This window comes from Verrucomicrobiota bacterium, assembly GCA_027622555.1.
Classification (GTDB): Bacteria; Verrucomicrobiota; Verrucomicrobiia; order Opitutales; family UBA2995; genus UBA2995.
Window position 1 is genome coordinate 1 of the sequence record JAQBYJ010000193.1, and the last position, 6,803, is coordinate 6,803.

Annotated in this window: 6 protein-coding genes; 2 read left to right on the forward strand and 4 right to left on the reverse strand. The window is 47.2% G+C overall.

The window, feature by feature from the left end; genetic code table 11:
• Nucleotides 1-234: 234 nt before the first annotated feature.
• Together O3C43_24280 and O3C43_24285 are read right to left on the reverse strand one after the other, a co-directional pair.
• Nucleotides 235-657, reverse strand: a complete 423-nt coding sequence (locus tag O3C43_24280) for a hypothetical protein (GenBank protein ID MDA1069605.1) — start codon at nt 655-657, stop codon at nt 235-237.
• Nucleotides 658-671: 14 nt separating this feature from the next.
• Nucleotides 672-1,370, reverse strand: a complete 699-nt coding sequence (locus O3C43_24285; GenBank protein ID MDA1069606.1) for a DUF2845 domain-containing protein — start codon at nt 1,368-1,370, stop codon at nt 672-674.
• Nucleotides 1,371-1,563: 193 nt separating this feature from the next.
• Between O3C43_24285 and O3C43_24290 the strand changes: the two genes are divergently transcribed.
• The gene (locus tag O3C43_24290; protein ID MDA1069607.1) at nt 1,564-2,580 is read left to right on the forward strand and encodes a DUF3500 domain-containing protein; all 1,017 of its coding nucleotides are present in this window, start codon (nt 1,564-1,566) and stop codon (nt 2,578-2,580) included.
• A gap of 130 nt (nt 2,581-2,710) precedes the next feature.
• Nucleotides 2,711-3,772, forward strand: a complete 1,062-nt coding sequence (locus tag O3C43_24295; GenBank protein MDA1069608.1) for an alpha/beta hydrolase-fold protein — start codon at nt 2,711-2,713, stop codon at nt 3,770-3,772.
• A gap of 96 nt (nt 3,773-3,868) precedes the next feature.
• Here O3C43_24295 and O3C43_24300 read toward each other — a convergent pair whose 3' ends face one another.
• Nucleotides 3,869-5,269: a sulfatase-like hydrolase/transferase gene (locus tag O3C43_24300; GenBank protein MDA1069609.1), complete on the reverse strand. Its 1,401-nt coding sequence runs from the start codon at nt 5,267-5,269 to the stop codon at nt 3,869-3,871.
• A 271-nt stretch (nt 5,270-5,540) separates the two neighbouring features.
• On the reverse strand, nt 5,541-6,803 hold a 1,263-nt coding region (locus O3C43_24305), incomplete at its 5' end, for a M56 family metallopeptidase (protein ID MDA1069610.1).

Here is a 6,803-nt window from a genome sequence, read left to right on the forward strand (position 1 = left end):
ACCGCCGCCGAACGTCCCGGAAATACACGGCACTGCGAGGACGCAGTCGCCCTACCCATCTCGGTTGCAAGGAAAATTGGATTGAGCTGTTCGCTCGACCAAGAGGCCGAATACTCCCCGCAGATAAAATTGCACCCTAACTATCCGTTTCGAATCTGAAACATCAATGACCACCCCTACCCTAATTCCGACCACCTCTTCCAGGAGGCGTATTTTGAGCTTCGAGCGCAGAGATTACGCCGTCCTTATTTTCATCAAAAAGGTCGAACATTCGCTGAACACGTTCTTCACTAAATTCATCGCCACGTCGTTGACGCTCTCCTTCGGTAACTTCAGCGAGAGTAATTTCACCATCTTGATTTGCATCCATTTGAGCAATTCCACCACCGGGTCCTCTAGCTGCGCTTGTCTTCCACCAGCGCCACCGGGGCCACGTCCTTGCCCGGGTCTTCCACCTTGACCTCCGGGCCCGCCAAATTGTCCGCCGCGTTGCCCGCCTTGCGGACCTACTCGTTCTCCGGCACCACGAGGATCTCTGTTCATTCCAAAGGTTCTTGAACCACGGATTTCATCTTCCAGGCGAATGGTGTATTCATGCGTAATGGCCATGCACATGTCCGGAGTGCAGCCATAATAATGCAAAACAAGTAACGCCAAATCCCGGAAACAGGTTACTTCTCCGACACACCATAGCCCTCTATTTCGATATCCACCACCCGACCATTCACGAGCTTAACGATTCGAAAGAGGCGGCTTGGACCTTGATTGTAATACCACCAGCTTACCTCCGCACTGCGAAAATGTAGCGGATGCCGATGCGGCCCATAAATGCGAACAAAGCTGATATTGGGCTTCGTTTCAGTAATCGATGGTTCGCCAAACCGGTTAATTACTTCATAGGACGTATCTCCAGTTTTCAGGAGCGACCAATCCGGATTCGCGAAACTCCGTCCATACTTTTCGTCAAAACCATAGCCGATGCTATCGATGCCAACCAACCGTTGATCTTCAAACCGAAGTATTTGCATCAGCCGGTTCTTGCCGCGGTTGATTAACCATTCTTCTACCATAACCGATGAAACGGGATCGTATGTGCCACTGAAAGCGTTGATACGACTGGTCCCGGAAAAAGCGTCCGAATGATACACTGAACTCCCAAGATCATTAGGATCTCCAACCATGTAACTCGCCTTCCAATCGGGTTGTCCGGTGATCATAAACACCTTCCCTTTACTCATCCCAGTATCGATGACCTTGTTTTTAAAACGAAAGGAATCAGCAAAAAGATTCGAAGAAAGACCGAATCCCAAACCAAGCGCACTGACCAATAGAAGTTTTAGGATGTAATTCTGGGTTTTGTGAATGATCATACAGGAGAACCTCGCTTTGAAGTGAACTATACCAGAACCTTAAACCAATCCTGCCGGAAATAGTTGCAGCTGGCAACTCTGTTAATGGTAGCGAGTAGTTCTTTTCTGCAACCAAATCCTCATCCATCGCGTTGTATATTCATAGCGCAGCAATTTTGCTGACGACTTACCAAAAACTCGATACGGTCCGAATATGAAGAAAATAACTGCCCCTGAGTTCTGTGGACTTTGCCCGCCATTATCGCGTCGGAAATTCCTGAAATCTTCAACCATTGCCGCTGCAAGCGCGATACTTCCGTTTGGAGCCATCACAAATCCGCTCGCCGCGAAAGAGAAGCCGCTACCCAAGTCAGAAACTCTGGTAAAGACACTTTATACCAGCCTGACCGAGAAACAGCGTAACACGATCTGTTTCCCTTTCGACCACAAGCTTCAACATGAAGTCGAGAATAATTGGTTCATTGTTAAAGACCATCGTGTCGCGAAATCTTACACGAAGGATCAACAAGCAATGATTCGGGAGATCTTCATGAACATGCATAGCGAAGAGTATGCTAAACAGGTAATGAAGCAAGTTGAGCACGATAACGGCAAAGGCGGCTTCGGAAATTGTTCAATCGCATTGTTTGGCGAACCAGACACGGGAAAATTTGAGTTCGTTTTTACCGGCCGCCATACAACCAGGCGCTGCGATGGCGATTCGGTTGAGGGTACTGCATTTGGTGGTCCGATCTTTTACGGACACGCAGCCAGATCTTTCGATGAAGAAGCGCACCATCCGGGTAATGCCTATTGGTTCCAGGCCAAGCGTGTAAATGAGGTTTTCCAAATGATGGATGGCAAACAAAGGAAGCAGGCCTTGCTCGATTTTTCCAGAAACGAAAAAGGCAAGGAAACGGTCAAGCTAACTGGCAAGGCTACAGGTCTTGATGGCATTCGTATGACCGACCTCACCTTCGATCAAAAGGATGAAGTCAGGAAAGTATTGGACGACATGCTCGCACCCTTCCGCGAAGTTGATCGTAAGGAATCCCTAAAGCTCATTGAGAAAAGCGGCTTCGACAATCTACACCTGGCTTTTTATAAAGATGAAGACATCGGTCAGGACGGGATGTGGGACACCTTCCAAATTGAAGGCCCGAATATGATCTGGTTATTCCGAGGAGATCCGCATGTCCACACCTGGATCCATATCAAGGACCGAGCGTAAGGAAAACTTGATGATGGGAAATAGTATCGGCAATTGAATCAAGCATTTGTCCGATTTTTCATTGTCTAAGAGCCTCCTCAAGACTACCAGTTTAAGTTGAACCGCAAGGTAAACCAACCCAAGATATCATATGTCACTTTCAAACTCCCCGAAGACTTCCGCATACCTCCTTTTTGCGATAGGTATTCTTTGCACCGCTTGCTCTTCTGAGCCCGCAAATACTTACTCAGAGCATCCAGGTATTGAAGGAAATGGAAATTTCATAATCGGTCCTGACTACAAGATGGATCCGGATCTCACCGATCTGGGGAATCCCAAAGGGAGTTACTTCGAATTTTCAATGCGGCTGGCCGACAGCAAACTATTCCGCGGAGACGATACCACTCTCGATTCCCAAAAACCTATTCGCGAGGAGAGAAAAATCTTCGTCTATGTGCCGGCAGCTTACATAGACGGCACTCATGCACCTATTCTCGTTACACACGACGGACCCAAACGCCTCGATCTGGTGCGCAATGCGCTGGACAACCTGACCCTTTCAAATGATCCAGACCGCAAGCTGCCGGCATTCATTGCCATCGCGGTTGAAAATGGAGGGAACGATGGAAAGGGTAGCGAGCGTGGGCTCGAATACGACACCCTCTCCGACCGTTTTGCCCGATTTATAAATGACGAAGTATTGCAGGCAGTGCTAAACAATCCGGAAATCAAAAAGGCTTTCCCTAATATTGCATTCACGGAAAACCCTTGGGGCAAGGCAGCAATGGGATGCAGTTCGGGTGGAGCAGCCGCACTGACTATGGGCTGGTTTCGTCCGGATTTGTTTCGTCGCATCATCACCTATTCAGGAACCTTTGTGGATCAACAGGATGATGACGCTCCCGAAGAAACCGCCTATCCGCTCGGTGCCTGGGAATATCATTCTGGCATGAAATTAATAGAAAACAGTGAGAAAAAGCCTTTGCGTATCTTCACGCACGTATCCGAGAACGACAATCGTTCAAACGATCCTGAAGAAACTTACCACAACTGGGTAATGGCCAATGAACGAACCGCAGCCGCACTCAAAGCCAAAGGCTATGATTACCGTTATATTTTCAGTAAGGCTACGAAGCACTGTGACCAGAAAGTCTTTGAACAAACTATCGCGGACACCCTGGTTTGGATGTGGCGGGGTTACTCCGCAGAGTAAAGGTTTGCCATTAAACACACACTGGAAACGCAAAGCTAATCCCAGAGAATACTACGAGGTCATCCACGGCATCGATATTCTTTGAAAAGCACCCATTCAGAGGTTTTCCCAGAAAGCATAATCACCACCTTTGTCACCGTACTTGATCATGAGCCTTTCAAGTTCGGACTGCATTTTCATCAACACTTTTGCCTGATCCTTTTCTTTGATAAGATTGTTCATCTCATAAGGATCATTCTTTAGATCATAGAGCTCATCATAAAATGGTTCCTGGTAGTAATGAACGAATTTCCAGTTGTCCGTGCGGACTGCTTTCCACCAACACAATTGTCCCGGCAAATCGGTCTCAGGCCAGAACTCAAACAATAGTGCTGAGCGAGGTTCCTTCAAAGAACCTCCCTGAAAAACAGGCAACAGATTCTCCCCATGCATATCCTCCGGAATGGGTATTCCCGCCAACGCCAGAAGCGTGGGAGCAATATCGATATTAAGCACGCCCACTGGTGATCGACTGTTGCCATGGATCAACGGTGGATAGCGCACAAAGAATGGCACGCGTATCGATTCTTCATAAGCCAATCGCTTCTCGGTGAGTCCGTGTTCGCCGAAGAAGAATCCGTTATCGCCAACAAAGATAATCATGGTTTTATCGAGTATACCTGCTTCTTCCAAGACTCGATAGATCTCACCCACTCCATCATCGATATCGACCGTCATCCGGGCAATATTGCGGATGTCTTCATCCGTCGGTGGCTTCTGTGCAAAACCCTTTAGAGATGGCTGCACAACGAAGCCTGGGTGAGCACTCAGCCTACGCTCGATAGGTTGATTCATGTAGAGACCGCGATTGCGCTCCGCGGCGATTAGGCCTTCATCGCCATAGCTCGTATGGACGGATCGGTGCCACAGGGAAATATTGAACGGATGGTCTTTGTTTTCACGAATGAAGCGTACCGTTTCCGCGGAATCGATATCGGTTGCGTGCCCTTTATAAGGAATCATCGCCCCATCCACATTTACGATTGGATCCATCTTGTAATCACGATTCACGCCGGAACAGAACCACCGGTCGAATCCTGGATGAGGTGTTTTATCGCTGTTAACGCCCGTTGTCCATTTGCCGATGAATGCCGTTTTGTAACCTGCCTTTTGAAACAACATCGGATAGGTTTTAAGCAATTTCGTATGCCCTTTGGGCGCTCTGTTTTTGTAGCTTCCATTGGTATGCGCATACTGACCCGTCATCAGACATCCTCGACTCGGTCCACAAAGCGGTGTGGTCACAAAGGAGTTTTCCATCAGTATTCCTTCCCGGGCAATCCGATCAATATGCGGCGTCTGCACAAAAGGATGACCACTCATGCTTAAACCATCCCAACGCAGTTCATCCACGTTAATGACAATCACATTGGGGCGATCATCCGCATCCAGCTTGGGAACGAATAACGTTGCTATAATAACAAACAACCGGGTCCAGGGGAGGATTTTTAAAAACATGAGCAGGGATATTAGGCTAAGTCTACTATTTCCAGTTCTGACTATTGGGTTATTAGACCGGGGTTGAGTCCATTCATGGCTTGGGGTTGAAAGAAACATGAATTGATTAAGAGCATTGATTTTTATCGAAGTAGCAATCTTTTGATCGACTTACAAAGTAAGCCGATCATCAAGTACAAGACAAATGATAAAAAAGGCCGGTTCTTACAACAAGAACCGACCCTCTGGATATTCGATGAATAAATATTCGCCGAAGTATTCGACCCAGAAATTATTCCTTTTCTTTCGGTTCTCTCAGCGCAAAACTCAAGGGCAAGCGGACTCTTGTTTTGACTGGTTCACCCTCTTTCAATCCCGGTTCAAATTTCCATTGAGCGACGCCTGTGAGTGCTGATTCATTAAATTCGGCATTGGAACTTTTCTCAATACTCATGGAGTCGACATTCCCCAGTTCACTTACAATAAAAACTACATTAACGGAACCTTGAATTCGTTCTTTCTTAAGCTCAGGCGGGTATACCGGGGCAACTCGCACCAAAGGCACGGGAGCCTTATCGAGCTCCGATATTTCGTAGATTCTATTTGCATCGTTTTGTGAGGTTTCAGCGAAGGCGACCAATGACCATCCGAACAGGGACAGACAGGTCAGAATAATGGCAGATTTTTTCATAATACTTACTCTTTCTTTTTTATAGTGGATTACATGTGATACACGTTGCTTGAGTGACGTCTCCGATAGAGCAATGGCACCGAAATAATTTTCCTCTTGAGAAAATTCAGCCGCTTTCAACAAACAACTCGCGTAACGATTCGCCTGTTTCCCCGAAGCAAGCACTGTTTCGTCACAGGCTTTTTCCGTTTCCAGAGTTAGTCGTTTTCGAATAAACCACACCAATGGATGAAACCAGAACACAGCCGTGACGAAATCTGTAAGAAGCCGCCACAGGTTGTCTCGCCTCATCCAATGGGCAATTTCATGTTGATACGCGGAAACGAGCTCATCTTCATCGAGCGTTTCAAGAAACGCGCGTTTCGCGATTATTCTGGGTCGAAATAGTCCATACAAAGCAATCGAAGGTCCTTTGCTTACAAGTATTCCCGGCAGGGAACCTTCCGCACAGCCCATACTGGCAAGCGTGTTGTTCAACAATGCTTCATCAGTTGCTGAAAAAAGGGAGCAGTTAGTTTGAATAGTACGGTGAACGCGGATGCCAGTAATCGAAGCCAAAACAAATAAACAACAACATCCTGCCAACCATAAATAAACAGGATAGGCGAAGAAGGATTGTTCTGTGGTATACTGAACGGCCGAAATAACCGGCTGGGCGGTGATCAAAAATCCTGAGAGCAATTCTCCACTTCTTTCGACCGTGAACCAGGAAGCAAACAACGTGGTTGGAATGAGAAACTTCAACAAGCTGAGTCGATAAATCCAGCACCGTACACGGGAATCTTTGATACGCAGTAAGTAGACAATTCCGAGAAAGAGGACCGCCCAATCGGTCGATTCAATCAGGTGAAGAACGACTAGTAC